Raw genomic sequence first — 19000 nt, 5'->3', positions numbered from 1 at the left:
GTGCGTAGGAGGCAAACATAGTGAAATTATATGGAGTAAATGAACTTAGGAAAATGTTCTTAGATTTCTTTGAAAGTAAAGAGCATTTAAAATTAAACAGTTTTTCTCTTGTTCCACAAAATGACAAGAGTTTATTATTAATTAATTCCGGTATGGCACCCTTAAAACCATACTTTACAGGACAAGAAATTCCCCCAAGAAAAAGAGTTACTACTTGTCAAAAATGTATACGTACCGGTGATATAGAGAATGTTGGTAAGACGGCGAGACACGGTACTTTTTTTGAAATGCTTGGTAATTTTTCCTTTGGTGATTATTTTAAGCATGAAGCAATTGCTTGGTCATGGGAGTTTTTAACGGAAGTAGTTGGATTAGAAGTTGATAGAATATATCCTTCTATATACGTAGATGATGATGAGGCATTTGATATATGGAATAAAGAAATTGGTGTTCCGGCAGAAAAAATCTTCCGTTTTGGTAAGGCTGATAACTTCTGGGAACATGGTGCAGGACCTTGCGGACCATGTTCAGAAATCTATTATGACCGCGGTGAAAAATATGGTTGTGGAAAACCAGATTGTACCGTGGGCTGCGAATGTGATCGTTATATAGAAGTTTGGAATAATGTATTTACACAGTTTGAGAATGATGGAAATGGTAACTATACAGAATTATCTCAGAAAAATATTGATACCGGTATGGGGCTGGAAAGACTTGCTGTTATAGTTCAGGATGTTGATTCAATATTTGATGTAGATACCATTAAAGCCCTTCGTGAAAGAGTATGCCAGGTTGCAGGAGTTACTTACAAGCAAGATCCTAAAGTTGATGTATCCATACGTTTAATAACTGACCATATACGTTCGGTTACATTTATGATTTCAGACGGAATTATTCCTTCCAATGAAGGAAGAGGTTATGTTCTTCGCAGATTACTTAGAAGAGCGGCTCGTCATGGACGTCTTCTTGGAATTAAAGACCGTTTCTTAGCTACCTTAAGTACAACGGTTATTGAAAACTCTAAAGATGGATATCCGGAATTAGAAGAGAAGAAAGATTATATTCTTAAACTATTAACTATAGAGGAAGACAATTTCTATAAAACAATCGATCAGGGCTTAAGTATACTTTCAGAATTAGAAGAAAACCTGGTGAAAACAGGTCAAAAAACTTTATCCGGTGAAGATGCGTTTAAATTATACGACACTTATGGCTTCCCAATTGACCTGACCAAAGAAATTCTGGAAGAGAAGGGCTTTGCCATTGATGAAGAAGGCTTTAAAGAAGCCATGAACGTACAGAGAGAAACTGCAAGAAGTGCACGTGCCGTAACTAATTATATGGGTGCTGATGAAACGGTTTACCAGCAGTTAGATCCAAGTTTAACCAGTGCTTTTGTTGGATATGATAAGTTCAAACATACATCTAAAATTACTGCTTTAACTACAGAAAATGATATTGTTAATGAGTTGATTGCAGGTCAAAGTGGCACAATAATAGTTGAGGAGACTCCTTTCTATGCAACCAGCGGTGGACAGGTTGCAGATATTGGGGCTATTACAACCGCTGATGCAGAATTTGAAGTAGAAGATGTTATTAAATTACAAGGCGGTAAAATTGGACATGTGGGTAAAGTAACAAAAGGAATATTTAAAGTTGCGGAACCCGTTGATTTAGCAATTGATATGGATAACAGATTATCAACTGGAAAGAACCACAGCGCTACTCATCTTTTACAAAAAGCCCTTAGAGTTGTATTAGGTTCTCATGTAGAACAGGCTGGATCTTATGTATCCGGTGATAGACTGCGTTTTGACTTTACACATTTCTCGGCATTAACCAAAGAGGAGATTGAGAAAGTAGAAACAGTCGTTAATGAAGAGATTGCGGCCGGTTTAACGGTTCGTACTGAGATTATGTCCATGGAGGAAGCTAAGAAAACAGGTGCTATGGCTTTATTTGGTGAGAAATACAGCGATAATGTCCGTGTAGTAACCATGGGTGATTTTAGTAAGGAACTTTGCGGTGGGACACATGTAAGCAACACTTCAAGTATTACTGTATTTAAGATACTTTCCGAAACTGGTGTGGCAGCAGGCGTTAGAAGAATTGAAGCTTTAACCGGAAAAGGTGTATTCGCTTATTATAAAGAGATTGAAGAAGAACTAAATCAAGCTGCAAAAGTTGCCAAAGCAGAACCTGCTATGCTTTCTAAAAAAATCGAGACTTTACATGAAGAAATTAAAGCTCTTCAAGCAGAGAATGAGAAGCTAAAGAATAAATTAGCAAAAGATGCTTTAGGCGATGTTATGGATCAGGTAATGGAAGTGAAAGGCGTGAAATTATTAGCAGCTAAAGTTCCTGATGTAGACATGAACGGATTACGTAATCTGGGGGATCAACTCAAGGATAAGATGGGTGAAGGCGTTATTGTACTTGTTTCTGTTATGGAGGGTAAAGTAAATTTAATTACTATGGCTACCGACGAAGCAATGAAGAAAGGCGCTCATGCTGGAAATTTAATTAAAGAACTTGCTGTATTAGTTGGTGGCGGTGGTGGTGGCCGTCCGAACATGGCACAGGCAGGCGGAAAAAATCCTAACGGTGTTGATGAATTAATAGCAAAGGCTAGTTCCATATTAGAAGGACAAATTAAATAAAGGTTGAAGTCAATACCTTTTTGAAAAATTATTTAAATATAAGTATAATTTTTGGCTTTATTTCTTATCATAATAATATATAGTAACAATCGTTGCAAATGTAATACATTCATAATATACAAAAATGGAAAAAGCTATTGACAAAAAGGATAACCAATAATATAATCTTAATAGTGCTATTCAAATTATACCCAAACAGTTGTATAGGCACAATACACAACTGGAGGGAGGTTAGGTGTGAGACTATGTCAAATGTTATTGTAAAAGATAATGAGACTTTAGATAGTGCTCTACGTCGATTCAAGAGAAACTGTGCAAAGGCAGGCATTCAGCAAGAAATCCGTAAAAGAGAGCATTATGAAAAGCCAAGCGTAAGACGTAAGAAAAAGTCTGAGGCTGCTCGTAAACGTAAATTCAAATAAGAATAAAGTCTACAAAAGTAAACTTTTAAACCCTTAGGTCATTCAAGAGAATGGTTTAGGGGTTTGATTTCGTTTTGGAATAGAATTTTAAGAAATATAAATACAGTGCATAAAAGGAGAATCGTTAAAGCCCCGTGTCAATAAGGATGTTTTCAGTTTTTAAGATTTGCCGTAGGATATCAAGTCCTACGGCTTTTCTCTTGTCTTAAACCTTGCCCACAAAGTTGAAATAGACATCAACCTGTTGGGTATAGTTTTTCTTCTTCCAGCGTTCGGAACGTTCATGCACCACGATCTTCTCAATAAACTCCCGCACGATTTCAGGTGTCACCTTCTGAATATCGGTGTACCACCCCACGCTTTGCCGCCGCCATCTTCACCGCCTTGATTTTCTTGCTGGTATCTCTGGCGTGCCACTCGTTGAACAGGTCACGGATGGCAAGACTTTCGTCCACCCCCTTGTCCGTGTCCACAGAATCATTGATGGCAATATACCGCACTCCGTAGTCAGGGAACTTTTCCTCGATGAGATAGCCCATGACAAGGCGGTTTCTGCCAAGCCTTGAATGATCCTTGACGATGATGGTGGATACGTTCCCGGCTTCCACCTCCGCCATCATTTCACTGTAGCCGGGGCGGTCAAAGCTAACACCTGAATATCCATCGTCCGCCCATACCTTTGGGTTGGGAAAGCCGTTCTTTTCTGCGTATTCCCTCAATATCTGCTTTTGGTGCTGGATACTGCCGGACTCGCCCGCAAGCTCATCCTCCTGACTTAAACGGCAGTAGAGAGCCGTGACTTTCTCGTTTTGCTGTAACAATGTTTTTACTCCTTTCTTCCTTACAGCCAAAACGATTCCGAATAAATTGTATGAATCCATTTTACCCGGAATCGCTCTGCGCGTCCAGACAAAATTGACTCTCTATGCCGTTTCTATCTCTTTTTCAATTAAACGGGCTACCTTGTCCGCAGCGGTCATTTCGCTCTGCTCCTTGTAGTGTGCAGTCACAAGGTAAATCGCCCCGCCGATTTCAAATTTACGCTTCTCTTTGTCGCCTTCGGTAATCGTGATGTTCGATTGTCCAAGGCTTTTCATGTGCCCCCTCCCTTCAAAACAGGATTAAATTGTTTGGTATATTTTAAGTCCCTATGGGCGCTTCTTTCGATTTCATGGTTTACAGGTTACTGCTTGCCGTGCCGCAGGCATAGTTGCCGTCCCGCAAAATATCGTTGATGGTCTGGTTGCTCTGCTTCATAAATTCCACGCCCATTTGTCCTGCCTGCTCCGCCATACGGGTAAAGTCTTCCACGCTGAGTTGTCCTGTCAGGTACATCAGCACCTTGAGCAGCAGGAAGTATCCGGCAGCGGATGCCTTGCCGCTTTTACGCTGGGTGTTCTCGAATCTTTTCAATGTTTCCTCCAGTTGCCTGGCCACCAAACGCTGAATGTCAGCCGGGTGGTAAATCGCCATCAGTTCCTGACGGATGATGCTGGCAATCAGGTCGATATGCTGGGCGTTGCTGTTGACGGACAGCCCCTCCTCGATAAAGCGGCGGAGCTGCTCGGCAACGGTGATCTGGTTGAAGGCGGCCAGCCGCTTTATTGAATCAGCGGTGGTATCGGTTACCTTCACATTGAGTTGAACGGTGGTATAGGGTTTCATTTTGCACCTCCTTTCGGGGGAAAATATAAAGCCTGACAGAACCGACACGGCAGGCGTCGATTTTATCAGGCTTTGCTTCTATTCGTTATTCTTCTTTTGGTACGGCCTTCTCTGCCGTAAATTTATGGTAACAGGTCCGGTGAGGTTTGTCAAGCTGGGGCGTGAATGTCAAAACCTTAAATGTGGTCTGCTGAATTGGTATATTTCTTGTGCATACAAATTCTGCCCACAAAATATATTTATTGGCGGGTAATATCCATATGAATGTTATAGTATTAAAAAAACCTATTTCTTTTCACGCTTCTTCCATAAAAAACGAGCGAATAAAAAAGTAAGAACAGTAACCACTATATATGCCATGTATAACAGATAAGTAAGTTCTAATCCCCAAGGAAATGAACCTTCTGGATGCCCCAAAGCATAGAATATAAACCCGATAGCTCCAATCACAAGCAAGCAACCTGTACATAGAAGAAGATTTGTTATTGTTCTATATCTTCTCACTCTATCTCTCCAATCTTGAAATGTTTTTTGTACCATAATAAACACTAATGATTTTGTCTATTTAATATCACAATACTGAAACCAACGCTTAGTAATAGGACACCAAGAAAGCAAGCCAATGATACAGCCCAGTTAATATCCGGCGAAATAATCCCATACACTTCCGGATTTGGGACGAAACGGTATGTTAATGCGCTATCTATCATGGATGCATTTCCTAAAGGGTGAAGATAATTCAAAACCCATTCGCTTATAGAGTTTGATGTAACGCTAATCGTTCCTGAATTTTTTAGAATAATAACTCCCGAAAATACGAGAAGCGAAACAATGGGAATAATTATGTTACTTCTAAATATTATGACAATCAATAAGATTGGCAAAAAGGCAAGAGTAAAAGTAATGCTGTTCACAAACAGATGGAGGATTACGTTTTCTAACAATTTTATTGAATTGCCCTCACCAAATAGAATGAAGCAAATGCCAAATATAATTGCTACTGCAATAGTTAATAATAATGTTAAAGCTTGCAAAATCATTATTTTTGCAAATACAAATTTTGCTGGTGGGACAGGTGCGGTAACAATGTGGTTAATGGTATCATTCTTGTACTCATCACTTACAATATAAATACCAATAAGGCTTATGATTAGCGGATGAAGAACAGAAGATATCGTTGTGAACGCCCTGCGGTACAACCCCAAAAATTGTGGTTGGGGCATACCGTCATTTATTGTCGTCAAGATAATAACCACATCAATTACAAAAGCGGCAACAATGAGCGCAAGAATTTTTTTCCGTTTCAGCTTGATGATTTCTGCAATAAACAAATTATGCAATGCCCGCACCCCCTGTTATTTTCTTGAAATAATCTTCTAAACTATCGGTTCTGGTTTGGATACCTGATACTGCAATGTCGTTGAGCGCAAAGACCCTATTTATTTCAGCTATATCCACATCAAAGGAATAAATGCGGATATACTGATTATCTTCAACTGAATAATTGGTTAATCCAAATTTTTGTTCCAATATGTTGCTTGCTTTCGCTATTTGTGATACCTGAAACAGAAGGTATTTTCGATTTTTCTTTTCTAAGTCTGAAAAGCTGGATTCTTCTAAAAGAGTACCATGATGAATAACTCCAATATCATCTGCAAGCAGTGCAATTTCAGACAAAATATGACTGGAAATCAGAATGGTTTTTCCTTGTATTGTGCTCATTTCTTTTATCAGTTTCCGCATTTCAGCAATGCCGATTGCATCAAGTCCATTGGTAGGTTCATCAAGGAACAGCAATTCCGGTTCATGCATAATAGCATTGGCAATGGCAAGACGTTGTTTCATTCCAAGGGAATACTGTGAAAAGGTTTTATTATCATTAAAGGGAAGTCCCGTAGTCCCTAATGCCTTTTTTATTGCGTCTTTCCTTGTAACACCTCGTAATTTCGCCATGACTCGTAAATTCTCAGTTCCGGTAAGATTGGGGTAAAAGGCAGGGGCTTCAATCATACATCCAATCCGGGAATAGATATCCCTTTCGCCCTTACGGAACATTTTATCGAAAATAACTATTTCTCCAGATGTTTTCTCTGTAAGCCCCATAAGCATTTTCATAATTGTTGTTTTTCCCGCACCGTTTCTACCCAATAAGCCGTAAATTTTTCCTGCACTCACATGTAGATTGACTTTGTTGACTGCTATTTGCTTGTCATATCGTTTTGTGAGCTGCTTTGTCTGAATTGCATAACCACTCATTTGCTAACCTCCTTTTCCTATTATTCTAAAGCACGAACCTTGCCAAAACCTTACTGCAACCTTGCGTTTTTCTTGTTTTAATCATTAAAAGGGAGATACACATGAAAAGCAGTGTTAATCAATGGAACACTTTCAACAGCTATCTTTCCCTTATGGGCTTTTACAAGCTCTTGTACGATTGATAGTCCTAAGCCGCTGCCTTTCGTATTGCGTGCTTCGTCATATTTATAAAGCCTGTCAAAAATATAAGGGAGACTACTTGTGGGGATGCCTTTTCCATTATCAATAATAGATATAATTGCCTCATTTTTATCCTTTACAATGCGAATTTCAATTACAGTTCCACCGCTATGCAGAATGGCATTATGTATCAAATTGCTTATAATCCGGGTATAGGCACTGATATCAAGTGATAAATATAATTCTTCATCATCAATAGAGATTTCGTAGGCAATACCGCTTTTTTCAAATTGAGGTATCCATTCAATGACAATATTCCTTGTCAGTTCGTTTATATCAACGAGCTTAAAATCAAATTGCCGTTCATTAGAATTTAGTTTGAACCACTCAAACAGCGTATCCACATATTCTTTCAGATCATACGCCTTACGCCAAGCAATCCCAACGTAACTTTCCTTTTCTTCCCCTAAGACTACACCACTTTGGATAGCATCCAAATATCCGATTAAAGAGGTAAGAGGTGTTTTTACATCATGGGATAAGCTGGTCATAATCTGTCTGTTGGCTTGTTCGATATTGGTATTTTGCATTAACTGCTCTTTGCAATTTGATACAATAGAGTTGATTTTATAACAGATATTTGAAGTCATATCATTATCAAAAGTGAGAACCCGCCGATTCAGGTTCCCTTGTTCTATATCCTCTAAGACTGAAACAATATCGTCTAATTTCTTTTTTTCATAGAAAATCTTAGCAATGAGCAAACAGACAATAAAAACAAGTGCCGCAATCACTCCAATCAGCAAATGCACTATGTTCATAGGGAAGCCTCCTTATTAAAACGATATCCAACGCCCCGAACCGTTTGTATATAAAAAGGGTTATTTGCATTTGGCTCAATCTTTTTCCGCAACTTGCTTATAAAAGACATGATATTGTTATCATCAAAAGCATAATCATCTTCCCAAACATTCGTATAAACCTGCCTCTTTGTAAATATCCGTCCGGGGTTAGATGCAAAAAAGAAAAGCAAATCAAACTCTTTTCCGGTCAGTTCAACAGGTATCTCATTGATAGATACAATTCGGTTTTCCGTATCTATCGTCATATTTTTAAGGGTAATTGTCGGTAGTGGTGAAACTATGGACGGGTTCAAGGTCGTATAACGGCGCACAAGAGAAATTATTCTGGCAGTTAATTCATTGATACTGAAAGGCTTAGTCAAATAATCATCTGCACCAATACGCAAGCCTTTCACTTTGTCCTGTTCTCCACTTTTAGCGGTAAGCATTAAGATAGGAACCATGCTTGCTTTACGAATTTCAGAGAGCAAACTAAAGCCATCCAATTCAGGCAGCATAACGTCTATAACGATTAGCTGATAGGTATTTTCACCAGCCTTTTTTAATCCGTCTGTGCCTGTATAAGCAACATCAGTATGTAGGTTTTCCTGTCCTGCATATTTTTGTATCAAGGTACAAAGTTCTTTGTCATCATCAATTACCAAAATTTTATTATTCAATGCAATCCTCCTCCTTTCGCTTTATGCGCCCATCTTCTGGCTTATCTGCATCCAAAGGGATAAGCCATAGATTTCCTTTCTTTATCGCTCTGGGTATTCGCCCCGCAGAACAATAGTAACTTACCATGTGAGCAGTAATACCCCATTTTTCCCCGGCTTCTTTAACTGTTAAATACTCCACTTTAACACCACCTTAAATAGTTTTTTATTCTATTATATTTCGAGATATCGAAAAATTCAAGCGTGTACATTTTTAAGGGGTTTGAACTTTCTGCAAAATTGCCATCAAAGAAGAAAAGTTGTAAGCGTAACGACCAAGCGCCCACAGGGTCAAACCTGTGAGCGCTTAATGATCTTATACACATATCAACTCAGCAATAACCATCTCATCCGCTATCATTTGAGATTGTGTAGAAATTTGGATACGCTCCAGTGTATTCTCCTCCGGCATAGGATGAACTTTCAGAAAGTCGGCTCTGATCCGTTCTGCCAATTCGAACGCAGCCTTATCAATGGTAGTACAATGCTCTGCCAGTTTGCCAGTCAGAAGCATTTCCCTGTACATTCCTGGCTTTTGTTCGTGAAGGTAATTTAAGCGGAGTCGTCCATACTTCCCTAAATTATCAAGCTCGGCTTTGCCGCCAATTTCGAAGTTGGGATACAATAGCCCGTTAATCTCTGTATATTCAAATTCAAACTTTGCCATAAAGCAAATCCTCCAATAAAGATTATTTACAATTCATCGGTATCGTTCGGCTGTACGCGAAACAATTATGATTTTCGTAAACATCCTTATTGGAGGACTGCAAAAGGGATTCTCCTTTGTTTTTGGTGTCCTTATAAAAATTACGAATATGACATGCCATAACACCATATATTCTATAATAGTACAGGATTTGTGCAAAGAGGTATGGATGAAAAAGTTCAAGTCTAGTCATAAAAAAAATAAGGAAAAAAATCATAAAGAATTATATGATTCTATAAATAAAGCCAAAAAACAAGAAAAGGCGGAGAGAATTACCTATCTTGAAAGCCTTTCCAATCAGCTGCGTCTGCCTTCGGATATGTTAGCAGGAGCACCGATTGTTACGGCAATCGGAAGAAATGAATTATATATAGAAAATTATAAAGGCATTTTGGAATATAACAGCAAATCAATCCGTATATTAACAAAAATCGGAAGAATAAATATTGAAGGTAAAAATCTAAATATAGAGTATTTTACCAACGATGAAATGAAAATTATAGGTATGATATTCAGTATTGATTTTGTTACAGGAAAAGATTTGCAACGGCCATAATACTCAGAAAAATGGAGGCTTAAGCATGCTTGTTAAGCTATTTCGCTGGATTCGAGGTTACCTGCTTATAAGACTAAAAGGGCAATCTCCTGAACGTTTTATTAATCTTTGCAGTAACCGGGGCATATTTCTATGGAACCTGCAAAATGTTGATGGAGATTATGAATGCTATATTATGATCAAAGATTATAAAAAATTAAAGCCCGTCGCTCGAAAAACAGGTACGATACCCTTAATAAAAAGAAGACAAGGATTACCTTTTCTAGTCCAACAATATAAAAACAGAAAGGGATTTTTATTGGGAATCCTTCTTTTTTGTTTTATTCTTTATGTGCTTTCTTTATTTATTTGGGACATCAGTATATTAGGTGGGCATTCTTACACCGAAGAAGCTATGATCAAATTTTTGAAAAAGAATGAAGTGTATATGGGAATACAGAAAAAGAATGTGGATTGTCAGGAAATTGAGGAGCTGATTCGGGGTACCTATCGTGATATTGGCTGGGTATCTGCAGAAATTAAAGGAACCAGGTTAATAATAAAAATAACGGAAACCAATATGCCGGCTCCGGCTGTAACGGCCACAGAACCTTGCCATATTGTTGCTTCAAAGGATGCTATCATTACCAAAATTGTTACGAGAACTGGAACTCCTATGGTGGAGGTTGGTTCAGTTGTAAAAAAAGGTGATATATTAGTATCCGGTGTGGTAAATATTATCGGTGATAATGACATACTACTAACGAAAAGAGCGGTTATTGCAGATGCTGATATGGAAGGAAAATCATATTATGATTATGAAGATACCTTTTCACTAAAATACACACAAAAACAGTATACTGGTAAAATAAAATCCGGATATGGACTATCATTTTTTCTTAAGAAATTTAATTTATATAATCCTAGAATTATGTATGGTAAGTATGATATAATTGTAAACGAATCTACGTTGCATTTGTCAGACAATTTTTATCTTCCCTTAAGCTATTTAAAAATGAATTACAGAGAATATGTTGAAGTATCTAAAATATATACAAAAGAAGAAGCATTGGAACTTGGGAAAAACAGATTAGAAAGATATCTTGGAGATTTAATGAAACAGGGTGTTGTTATACTTGAAAACAAAGTTGAACTATCTGTTAAGAATAATTATTGTACTGCAAAGGGCAAAATTATTGTAGAAGAATCAATCAAAGATTACAAAACAATCGACGACAGTGAGTGGAGGAGTATAGAAAGCGATGAGTCTACTGGAAATCAAAATTGACATACCTGCAGAACACGAGAAAAATATATTCGGTCAATTCGATGAATATGTAAAAATAATAGAGAAAGCACTAAATGTAACTGTAATTGCAAGAAATGGTGAAGTAAAAGTAATTGGCGAAGGAGATAATGCAAACAAAGCCAAAAATATATTCAGTCAGCTGGTGGAACTCTCAAGAAGAGGTAATGCCATAACAGAACAAAATGTAAACTATGCATTGGCGTTAAGCGTTGAAGATAAAGAAGCGGCCATTGTAGAAATAGATCAGGATTTAATCTGCCATACCATATCCGGAAAACCAATTAAACCAAAAACATTAGGACAAAAATCTTATGTAGATCAAATTCGTAAGAAGATGATTACTTTTGGTGTTGGTCCCGCCGGAACAGGTAAGACTTATCTTGCTATGGCAATGGCCATAACCGCATTTAAGAACGACGAAGTAAGTAAGATTATCTTAACCAGACCTGCTATTGAAGCAGGTGAGAAATTAGGGTTTTTACCTGGGGATTTACAAAGTAAGGTAGATCCCTATTTAAGGCCGTTATATGATGCACTATATCAGATTATGGGAGCGGAAGGATATTTAAAAAATACGGAAAAGGGCCTGATTGAAGTGGCTCCTCTTGCATACATGCGAGGCAGAACTTTAGACAATGCATTTATTATATTAGATGAAGCTCAAAATACCACACCTGCCCAGATGAAGATGTTTTTAACACGTATCGGATTTGGTTCTAAAGTGGTGGTTACCGGCGATTTATCACAGAAGGACTTACCTTCTGGAGCACAATCGGGTCTTGACGTAGCTATAAAGGTATTAAGTAAAATTGACGATATTGGCTTCTCTTTCTTAACCGGTCAGGACGTTGTAAGACATCCTCTGGTACAAAAAATTGTAATGGCATATGAAAATTATGAAACAAGGCTGAGCAGAGGAATGGCAAAAAATCCGGATAACGGCAAGGTAGAAGGAAAGTCTTTTAAAAATTATAAAATCAGAAGTCCAAAACCAAGGGATAAAAAAAACAAAGGAAGAAAATTGTAAGGTACCATTGATAAGCACGGAGGAACGAATGTGAGAAATATATTATCAAAAATTGGACTATCCATGAAAACCATGTGGGTTATTTTGGGACTTTTGTCGGCTATTATGATGGTTGCTTTGGGATATTTGGAAGGGACAACCCCTATTGATATTCTAAAGCTATGCATCCTGATCTTAGTACTACTATCCATAACGGCTTTTTATGTTCATAGTTTCAATCTGAAATTAGATGGACTTCCTTATTTTAGAAACTTTATTATAGCCTGTTATTTTATTTCCTTTCTCATTGCCATGTTAACTAGAAATAACGACGAAATACATCTTTGGATGGTTGGCGGGATTATTATCGCTGCTTTATTTGATATGCATTTAGGATTGATATTTACGTATAATGTAACCTTCTTTGCAGGCTTTATAGGTCAAATAAGCATTGAAATTTTAGTGTATTTATTAATTGTGGGAACTTTAATGTGCCTTTTGTCGGATTCTATGAAAAAAGTGAATACCCTGAGCATTACCATGATAATCGTTCTTTCCATTCAGGTTACTTTGCTGTTAATTATGAATAATTTTATGTTATGGGATACTATGAATATAGATGCAGTCTTATCCTTATTGTCAAGCGCAGGAGTAATCGGAATTACTTATGGAGTTCATTATATTTATGAGAAATGGACAGAGGAGAAAGATAAAGGAAATTTGGATGAAATTGCTGCTACATTGGAGATCCCTAATATAGATTTACTGGACGAGGGTTTATTGAATAAAGCGGTTCAATTAACAGACGAGGATGGAAATCATACATTGGAGGAAGTCTTGCAGTTAGATTTTCCCTTGTTAGATAAATTAAAGGACTATTCTGATAAAATATATAACCAATCAATTCAGATTGGCGAAATATCTGCCGTTGCAGCAAAGACCATTCATGCTAATGAGGCTATTGCAAAAGCTGGAGGTTATTATCATCAAATAGGAAGATTAGAAGGAAAGCAGTATGTTGAAGAGGGAATAAAACTTGCAGAAGCCTATCACCTTCCACAAGCTATTTCAGATATTATCCGCCAGCATAATATGAATTATGAAAAGCCTCAATCTCCGGAGGCGGCTATAGTAATGCTTACCATAAGCATTATGTCAATGAAAGAGTACATAATACAAATGAATAAGAAAATAGCGGAACAGTCACAACAAGGCGAGACAATTTCTTATGGGAAAATTGTGAATAACGTATTTCAGATGCGTTTAGCCAAAGGAAGCCTGGACCAATCAGGTCTTTCTGTTAAAGAATATAATGTGTTAAAGAATTTTTATTTACATATGGAATAGCCTTATAAGAGATAATTGTAAATTCGTATGAATCACTTAATGAGGGGTAATTGTAAATTCGTATGAAGCATTTATTAAGAGATAATCTAATGCGTACGAATCACTTTTGTAAGAACAAATTTAATTTGCTATGATATCATTTTAAGAAAACAAATGATATACGTATAGAAACATATTATGTGAAAATAATTTTACTAGAGAGTAATAAGAATGGAAGGATGGCACCATGACCTTAAATTTAGAATACGAAACAGAAATCAAATTACAACTTGATTATGAATCCATTATACCCAAAGTAGTGGATAAGGCACTTGATTTAGAAGAGTGTCCATATGATATTGAATTAAACGTAATACTGACGGATAATAAAGAAATTTGTGATATTAATAAAGAATACCGGAATATAGATGCTCCTACGGATGTGCTGTCTTTTCCTATGATAGAATATGAAACCCCAGGTGATTTTTCTATACTAGAGGACGAAGATAATGATTCGTTTAATCCCGAAACAGGAGAATTATTACTTGGAGACATTATCATTTCTGTTGAAAAGGTAATGGAGCAGGCTTCGGAATACGGGCATTCTGAAGAAAGAGAACTTGCATTCTTAACAGCACACAGCATGCTGCATTTATTTGGGTATGATCATATGGAAGAAGTGGAAAGAAACGTAATGGAAGAAAAACAAAGACAAGTACTGGAAGAACTTAAGATTTATAGGTAATAATAAAAAGAGAAAGATATTTTATAATAAATGAACATCAGAATAAACGTATTTGAAAGGAATTTACATTATATGAAAAAGAGAATTTTACTATTATTATTAACTATAACAGCTTGTTTTTTAATTGCTTGTAAGAAGAAAGGGCCCGCAGAAGATTTAAATCAAGTGACACCTACTCCTACAGCAACTTTAACGCCTACTCCAACTGAAGAACCGGAAAATCATGATAATGAAGTGAAAAGTAAATTAACAGGTTTATGGATTCCCAAGGAATATGGTGATAAAAGGCCTTATGCCCTTATGTTTAACAATTTGAAATTGGCTTCTCCTCAAAGTGGTATATCAGAGGCTTCTGTTTTATACGAAGCAATTGTAGAAGGCGGTATCACCAGACTTATGGGAATATTTGAAGAACAGAATCTGAATGAAGAAAGAATCGGCTCCGTGCGTAGTGCAAGACATTATTATGTAAATTTTGCGGATGCTTTTGATGCTATATATCTTCACTTTGGTGAAACAACTTATGCCAAGAAGAAAATGAATAAATTAGGAATCAATGATTTGGATGGGCTGACTGGCGTTGGTAATACAGTATATTACCGTGATAAATCTATTAAAGCACCTCACAATGCATTTACCAGTAAGGATAAAATTTTAAAAGGTGTTGAAATAAAAGGATATGAAAGAAATTATAAAAATGGGTTTGAAGGTAATTTTCAGTTCTTTGAAAAAGATACGGATTTAAGCAGCAGTATGAATGCAGAGAAAATAACCATACCATTTTCTAATTATAACTCTCCTTATTTTACTTACGACAGTAAAGATAAAGTATATAAACGTTTTCAATTTGACAAGGAACATACAGACTATAATACAGGTAAACAATTAACTTTTAAAAATATCATTGTTCAGTTTGTAAAGGAATGGGATATTGATAAGAATGACTATCAAACCATGGACATTGAGAATTCCAGTGGCAAGGGGTATTATATTACCAATGGAAAAGCGGTAGAAATTACTTGGACTATGAAGGAAGCAGATCGGTCATTACAGTATTTAGATGCTTCCGGTAAAAAATTAACTATAAATCCCGGTAAAACTTATATCGCTGTGTTCCCCAATGACAGAACCAGTAAAACCGGTGAAGTGGTGATGGAATAATATAGTTGGAATATAATACATTAAAGAAATAATGAATTAGGATGATACAGGAAGTCTATTATAGGATTTCAAGACAAGCTTTCAATAATTAATGAAACATCAATTATTGTACATTTTGATAAAATACTTAGAAATATACAAAAGAAATGTAATTTACTATTGGAGGAATCATGGGTAAGAAGAATAGTTTTTTGGTACAAGGGAGTATTTTAGCGGTCTCCTCTATATTAGTCCGGTTAATTGGTCTGCTATATGGTATACCTTTAACCAATATGATAGGAGACGAGGGGATGGGGTACTATAAAAATGCCTTCGATATCTATAATATTGCATTAATTATATCCTCTTATAGTTTACCATTAGCAGTATCAAAACTGGTTTCACAGCGAAGTGGCAAAAAGGAATATCGCAATTCCTATCGGGTATTCTTGTGCGCGATGGGTTTTGCATTTGTAGTGGGAACCATTACTTCTCTAGTTATATATTTTGGCTCTGGTTTTCTGGCTACTGTTATATATGATGAAATAAGGAGTGCTATGCCCCTTAGGGTATTGGCACCTACTATATTTGTATTTGCGATAATGGGTGTTTTAAGGGGCTTTTTTCAGGGAAAGAATACCATGATACCAACTGCAATTTCACAGATACTTGAACAAATCGTTAATGCCATAGTAAGTTTAATTGCTGCTTACTATTTAATGAAATCCCATAGTGCATCTGATGATATTGCAGCATATGGCGCAGCAGGGGGAACTTTAGGAACCTTTTTTGGCGCATGCATAGCCTTAGTGTTTTTAGCTTTGGTTTTTGCTTTATATAAACCTATTCTTGATAAACAATTAAGGAAAGATAAAGTTGGATATACAGAGGGGTATTCTGATATATTTTCAGTTCTATTTATTACGTTAATACCTGTTATTTTAAGTCAAACAGTATATCATTTAAGTTCTGTCATAGACAATGCTATATTTGGACATGTAATGGCAAGCAAGGGGCTGATTGGGGAGGAAAGAAGTGCATTGCTTGGAATATATGGACGTAAATATAATATGTTAATTAATGTGCCGGTTTCTATTGCATCTGCTTTAGCGGCTACTATAGTACCCGGAATTGCATCTGCAAAAGTAATGGGAAATAACTTGGAAATAAAGGACAAGGTTCATTCGGTTATTAAAATCAACATGCTTATTGCCATGCCTTCCGCAGTTGGCTTAGGAGTATTGGCATCTCCAATTCTGCAATTACTATTTCATGACAGCCGCAGTCTGCCTGCTAATTTATTATATATAGGAGCTATAGCAGTGGTCTTTCTGTCTTTGTCTACTATCTCCAGTGCAGTATTACAAGGAATCAACAAAATGAATATTCCGGTCATTCATTCCGGGATATCTTTAGTGCTCCATGCAATTTTGGTATATGTCTTATTACAGGTATTTAATTTGGGCATATATAGTCTTGTAATTGGAACTGTTGTTTTTGGACTAATGGTTTGCATATTAAACTGGTTTGCAGTAAAACGATATTTAAACTATAAGCAAGAAGTTATAAAAACTTTTGTTATGCCAGGAGTTTGTGCAGTTATTATGGGAGCTATTGCTTACTTTAGTTATTTCGGTTTACATAGTTTATTAAAGAGCAATTTTATTAGTACGATAGCTGCAATTTTAATTGCTATATTAAGTTATGGTATACTTATATTAGTTACAAAAACAGTTACAGAAGAGGAACTTTATGAAATGCCTATGGGAAGAACCATTATCCGGTATGCAAATAAATTTCATTTGCTGTAATTATTTCATATCAGTTTTGTATATTATGGGAAAACTAGTGAATACTTAATGCAAAGGAGTGATTTTTGTGAAAATCAAGAAGGCATTTGTGTATTTCATTAGTTTTTTTTCTTTGGCAGTCATGTTCTCGGTGTGTTATTTTTTAAGTTATCAGAATGCCCTGAGGAAATTTAATGAAAATGCAGTAGAACGAAATAAAGACTTAATACTATCTTTAGAACAAAACGGGTTTCTGCAAATTGATAAAGAAGGTACTTCTACAAATACAGCACAAAATGTTAATAATGGACAAACCAATAACAGTACTGTGAATATGAACAATTCTAATGCTGCAAACACTACAAACAGTCAGGAGCCGGAAGAAAGTACAATGACCGTTGATACGGTTGATGAAGCCATTATATTACCAAGCACCCAATATGTATTACAAACCTATGATATTACTACCGGTGATATGGCGGAAGAAGAATTAAAAGTACCAAGTTACTTAGTTGGATTAACTCGTATGCAAGTTATTGAATATCTTCATAATTATATGAACGACTTAAATTTTGATGAGTTTAGAAATGGATTAACATCCTTTGAACTATTAACTTTCTCCGGAAAAAAGGTCACATTACGAAAAACATATAATAAAGATTTGGTGGAGAATCAGTTCTTTCTAAAATCTCAAAACGGCAAAATTGTTGTTTATTATGGTGATCAAAAAACAATATATGAATATACAGAAGTTACAGTTGATCATTTAACTCAATATGAGCAATTAAAACTGGAAGAAGGTATATTTGTAAAAGATGAAGAAGAGTTGTATTCCATATTGGAGAATTACTCCAGCTGAAATAAAAAAGTAGGGTTTGCTGATGAAATTTAAAGGAATGTTACAATTTATTTAGTAATTGTAACATTCCTAATTTTTGTTCATTTAACGGTGAACATTCTTTTTATCATTTATCTTTTTGGTGAGCCCATATATCTCTGTTATGATTATAGATGATCCAATGTATATTAATAAATATCTGTTCATTGCTGTTGAGAATTCTACATGCCCGGTTAATACTAAAATTATGGAGATTAATAAATACAGAATGGAGCCAGGTAAAGCTAGAAGACCAAAGCATTTATTTGTCCAGAACCAGATGTTTTTGTGAGTGTTTAATTGTGGGGATTTATATCCTAATGCATTATTTTTATAACTTTCTTTAGGTGAAAAAAACAAAATAAAGATAGACATTCCTAAACAGATTAGTCCGATGCTAACATTGATCATATTTTCCTCCTTTTACTCTATGCATCATAGTAGCGTTTAATATATAATATTCAATATAACCGTTAATAGCATTCCTCCAAGCATTGTAATTAATAAAATTCTTGCAATTATTTTTGGGTTTTTGTAGAAGGGCACGGGAGCAATGTCATTATCCTGCTCTTCCGGTATAAGTTCTTTAGCATCGGCTATTTCATTTAATAATTGGTTTGCTTTTTCATAATCGCTTTTATCTACATAAATATCTTCTCCATATACGGAATATCCCATATAAATATTCATATATCCGCCTGAACCTCTGCTCTTTTTAAAACAGGTAATATTATTATTGTGGAGCAAATTAATAATAAGTTCAGCATCTATATTACTTAAAGCTGATTTAATCTTAACCGGATCCGTTATCATGAATTCACC

22 protein-coding genes and 1 pseudogene are annotated in these 19000 nt (G+C 36.0%); 10 read left to right on the top strand and 13 right to left on the bottom strand.

Features of this window, described 5'->3' with window-relative positions; genetic code table 11:
* Window positions 1-20: 20 nt before the first annotated feature.
* A complete protein-coding gene (gene alaS, locus RT261_RS02760) occupies window positions 21-2660 on the top strand; it encodes an alanine--tRNA ligase (protein ID WP_313129055.1) in 2640 nt (879 codons plus the stop codon).
* 245 nt (window positions 2661-2905) lie between these two features.
* Window positions 2906-3082 carry a 30S ribosomal protein S21 gene (gene rpsU / locus RT261_RS02755; protein WP_033166800.1) on the top strand — a complete coding sequence of 59 codons (177 nt, stop codon included), beginning with the start codon at window positions 2906-2908 and terminating at the stop codon, window positions 3080-3082.
* A gap of 205 nt (window positions 3083-3287) precedes the next feature.
* Here the strand turns inward: rpsU and RT261_RS21100 are convergent, their stop codons facing one another.
* The 11 genes and pseudogenes from RT261_RS21100 to RT261_RS02700 form a co-directional block, all read right to left on the bottom strand.
* Window positions 3288-3398 (bottom strand): DUF4368 domain-containing protein, encoded by a 111-nt coding sequence (locus RT261_RS21100; protein WP_313129314.1) that lies wholly within the window; start codon window positions 3396-3398, stop codon window positions 3288-3290.
* A gap of 37 nt (window positions 3399-3435) precedes the next feature.
* Window positions 3436-3963, bottom strand: a pseudogene (locus tag RT261_RS02745) (recombinase family protein); the annotation flags it as partial.
* A 42-nt stretch (window positions 3964-4005) separates the two neighbouring features.
* Entirely contained in the window at window positions 4006-4179 is a 174-nt protein-coding gene (locus RT261_RS02740; RefSeq protein WP_313129052.1) for a hypothetical protein, read from the bottom strand.
* A 79-nt stretch (window positions 4180-4258) separates the two neighbouring features.
* A complete protein-coding gene (locus RT261_RS02735; protein ID WP_313129050.1) occupies window positions 4259-4747 on the bottom strand; it encodes a hypothetical protein in 489 nt (162 codons plus the stop codon).
* A gap of 285 nt (window positions 4748-5032) precedes the next feature.
* Entirely contained in the window at window positions 5033-5251 is a 219-nt protein-coding gene (locus tag RT261_RS02730) for a hypothetical protein (RefSeq protein WP_313129047.1), read from the bottom strand.
* A gap of 44 nt (window positions 5252-5295) precedes the next feature.
* A complete protein-coding gene (locus RT261_RS02725) occupies window positions 5296-6087 on the bottom strand; it encodes an ABC transporter permease (RefSeq protein WP_313129044.1) in 792 nt (263 codons plus the stop codon).
* A complete protein-coding gene (locus RT261_RS02720; RefSeq protein ID WP_313129042.1) occupies window positions 6080-7003 on the bottom strand; it encodes an ABC transporter ATP-binding protein in 924 nt (307 codons plus the stop codon). Before RT261_RS02720 ends, RT261_RS02725 begins: the two co-directional genes overlap by 8 nt.
* A 77-nt stretch (window positions 7004-7080) precedes the next feature.
* Entirely contained in the window at window positions 7081-8004 is a 924-nt protein-coding gene (locus tag RT261_RS02715; protein ID WP_313129040.1) for a sensor histidine kinase, read from the bottom strand.
* The gene (locus RT261_RS02710; RefSeq protein WP_313129039.1) at window positions 8001-8705 is read right to left on the bottom strand and encodes a response regulator transcription factor; all 705 of its coding nucleotides are present in this window, start codon (window positions 8703-8705) and stop codon (window positions 8001-8003) included. The genes RT261_RS02715 and RT261_RS02710 overlap by 4 nt, the downstream gene beginning before the upstream one ends.
* On the bottom strand, window positions 8698-8886 hold the full coding sequence (locus RT261_RS02705) for a helix-turn-helix domain-containing protein (RefSeq protein WP_313129036.1): 189 nt from the start codon (window positions 8884-8886) through the stop codon (window positions 8698-8700). The genes RT261_RS02710 and RT261_RS02705 overlap by 8 nt, the downstream gene beginning before the upstream one ends.
* Before the next feature lie 174 nt (window positions 8887-9060).
* Window positions 9061-9411 carry a TnpV protein gene (locus RT261_RS02700; protein WP_313129034.1) on the bottom strand — a complete coding sequence of 117 codons (351 nt, stop codon included), beginning with the start codon at window positions 9409-9411 and terminating at the stop codon, window positions 9061-9063.
* Window positions 9412-9619: 208 nt separating this feature from the next.
* On the opposite strand from RT261_RS02700, the gene RT261_RS02695 reads away from it, so the two are divergent.
* The 8 genes from RT261_RS02695 (at window position 9620) to RT261_RS02660 (ending at window position 18160) form a co-directional block, all read left to right on the top strand.
* A complete protein-coding gene (locus RT261_RS02695; protein ID WP_313129032.1) occupies window positions 9620-10006 on the top strand; it encodes a YabP/YqfC family sporulation protein in 387 nt (128 codons plus the stop codon).
* Window positions 10007-10031: 25 nt separating this feature from the next.
* Window positions 10032-11273, top strand: a complete 1242-nt coding sequence (gene yqfD, locus RT261_RS02690) for a sporulation protein YqfD (protein ID WP_313129030.1) — start codon at window positions 10032-10034, stop codon at window positions 11271-11273.
* Entirely contained in the window at window positions 11248-12321 is a 1074-nt protein-coding gene (locus RT261_RS02685; protein ID WP_313129027.1) for a PhoH family protein, read from the top strand. The genes yqfD and RT261_RS02685 overlap by 26 nt, the downstream gene beginning before the upstream one ends.
* A gap of 30 nt (window positions 12322-12351) precedes the next feature.
* Window positions 12352-13647 (top strand): HDIG domain-containing metalloprotein, encoded by a 1296-nt coding sequence (locus RT261_RS02680; RefSeq protein WP_313129025.1) that lies wholly within the window; start codon window positions 12352-12354, stop codon window positions 13645-13647.
* Between the two features lie 226 nt (window positions 13648-13873).
* Entirely contained in the window at window positions 13874-14371 is a 498-nt protein-coding gene (gene ybeY, locus RT261_RS02675; protein ID WP_313129023.1) for an rRNA maturation RNase YbeY, read from the top strand.
* 72 nt (window positions 14372-14443) lie between these two features.
* Window positions 14444-15532 (top strand): DUF3048 domain-containing protein, encoded by a 1089-nt coding sequence (locus RT261_RS02670; RefSeq protein WP_313129021.1) that lies wholly within the window; start codon window positions 14444-14446, stop codon window positions 15530-15532.
* A 170-nt stretch (window positions 15533-15702) separates the two neighbouring features.
* On the top strand, window positions 15703-17322 hold the full coding sequence (locus RT261_RS02665; protein ID WP_313129018.1) for a putative polysaccharide biosynthesis protein: 1620 nt from the start codon (window positions 15703-15705) through the stop codon (window positions 17320-17322).
* Window positions 17323-17389: 67 nt separating this feature from the next.
* Window positions 17390-18160 carry a BofC C-terminal domain-containing protein gene (locus RT261_RS02660; protein WP_313129016.1) on the top strand — a complete coding sequence of 257 codons (771 nt, stop codon included), beginning with the start codon at window positions 17390-17392 and terminating at the stop codon, window positions 18158-18160.
* 84 nt (window positions 18161-18244) lie between these two features.
* Here RT261_RS02660 and RT261_RS02655 read toward each other — a convergent pair whose 3' ends face one another.
* Window positions 18245-18589 (bottom strand): hypothetical protein, encoded by a 345-nt coding sequence (locus RT261_RS02655; protein ID WP_313129014.1) that lies wholly within the window; start codon window positions 18587-18589, stop codon window positions 18245-18247.
* Between the two features lie 36 nt (window positions 18590-18625).
* Entirely contained in the window at window positions 18626-18991 is a 366-nt protein-coding gene (locus tag RT261_RS02650; RefSeq protein ID WP_313129012.1) for a putative signal transducing protein, read from the bottom strand.
* Window positions 18992-19000: the final 9 nt, after the last annotated feature.

This window comes from Anaerocolumna sp. (assembly GCF_032079385.1).
Classification (GTDB): Bacteria; Bacillota; Clostridia; order Lachnospirales; family Lachnospiraceae; genus Anaerocolumna.
The sequence above is the reverse complement of the archived record's forward strand: the minus strand, read 5'-3'. Positions and strand labels throughout refer to the sequence as shown.

Coding starts and splice junctions, on each gene's coding strand:
- rpsU (WP_033166800.1), top strand. CDS start 2,906: ATGTCAAATGTTATTGTAAAAGATAATGAGACTTTAGATAGTGCTCTA.
- RT261_RS02740 (WP_313129052.1), bottom strand. CDS start 4,179: ATGAAAAGCCTTGGACAATCGAACATCACGATTACCGAAGGCGACAAA.
- RT261_RS02735 (WP_313129050.1), bottom strand. CDS start 4,747: ATGAAACCCTATACCACCGTTCAACTCAATGTGAAGGTAACCGATACC.
- RT261_RS02720 (WP_313129042.1), bottom strand. CDS start 7,003: ATGAGTGGTTATGCAATTCAGACAAAGCAGCTCACAAAACGATATGAC.
- RT261_RS02715 (WP_313129040.1), bottom strand. CDS start 8,004: ATGAACATAGTGCATTTGCTGATTGGAGTGATTGCGGCACTTGTTTTT.
- RT261_RS02700 (WP_313129034.1), bottom strand. CDS start 9,411: ATGGCAAAGTTTGAATTTGAATATACAGAGATTAACGGGCTATTGTAT.
- RT261_RS02695 (WP_313129032.1), top strand. CDS start 9,620: ATGAAAAAGTTCAAGTCTAGTCATAAAAAAAATAAGGAAAAAAATCAT.
- yqfD (WP_313129030.1), top strand. CDS start 10,032: ATGCTTGTTAAGCTATTTCGCTGGATTCGAGGTTACCTGCTTATAAGA.
- RT261_RS02685 (WP_313129027.1), top strand. CDS start 11,248: ATGAGTCTACTGGAAATCAAAATTGACATACCTGCAGAACACGAGAAA.
- ybeY (WP_313129023.1), top strand. CDS start 13,874: ATGACCTTAAATTTAGAATACGAAACAGAAATCAAATTACAACTTGAT.
- RT261_RS02670 (WP_313129021.1), top strand. CDS start 14,444: ATGAAAAAGAGAATTTTACTATTATTATTAACTATAACAGCTTGTTTT.
- RT261_RS02665 (WP_313129018.1), top strand. CDS start 15,703: ATGGGTAAGAAGAATAGTTTTTTGGTACAAGGGAGTATTTTAGCGGTC.
- RT261_RS02655 (WP_313129014.1), bottom strand. CDS start 18,589: ATGATCAATGTTAGCATCGGACTAATCTGTTTAGGAATGTCTATCTTT.
- RT261_RS02650 (WP_313129012.1), bottom strand. CDS start 18,991: ATGATAACGGATCCGGTTAAGATTAAATCAGCTTTAAGTAATATAGAT.